This is a genomic window from Novosphingobium mangrovi (assembly GCF_022818885.1).
GTDB classification, from domain to species: domain Bacteria; phylum Pseudomonadota; class Alphaproteobacteria; order Sphingomonadales; family Sphingomonadaceae; genus Novosphingobium; species Novosphingobium mangrovi.
In genome coordinates, this window is record NZ_JALHAT010000047.1 from 1 (window position 1) to 279 (window position 279).

At 50.9% G+C, this 279-nt stretch carries 1 rRNA gene; it reads right to left on the bottom strand.

What is annotated here, in order from left to right:
- Positions 1–128 precede the first annotated feature (128 nt).
- Positions 129–279, bottom strand: a 23S ribosomal RNA gene (locus MTR65_RS18075); the annotation flags it as partial.

Below are 279 nucleotides of genomic sequence, written 5' to 3' on the forward strand. Positions count from 1 at the left end.
AAGTCCGTGCATTTTTCGGTTCATCCCGACGCTGTCGGTCTGAACGTGCAGATTAGTTACTGGCTATGATTGATCGTCCGATCACCGCCGAGAGTCCTTGGCAGGACTGTCATTGATGGTGGGATTCTACAAGCATGAACAGAGTTATTAGGACCAGTTAGCTTCACGCGTTACCGCGCTTCCACACCTGGCCTATCAACGTGATGGTCTATCACGACTCGATGATACCTAATCTCGAGGGAGGCTTCCCGCTTAGATGCTTTCAGCGGTTATCCCTTC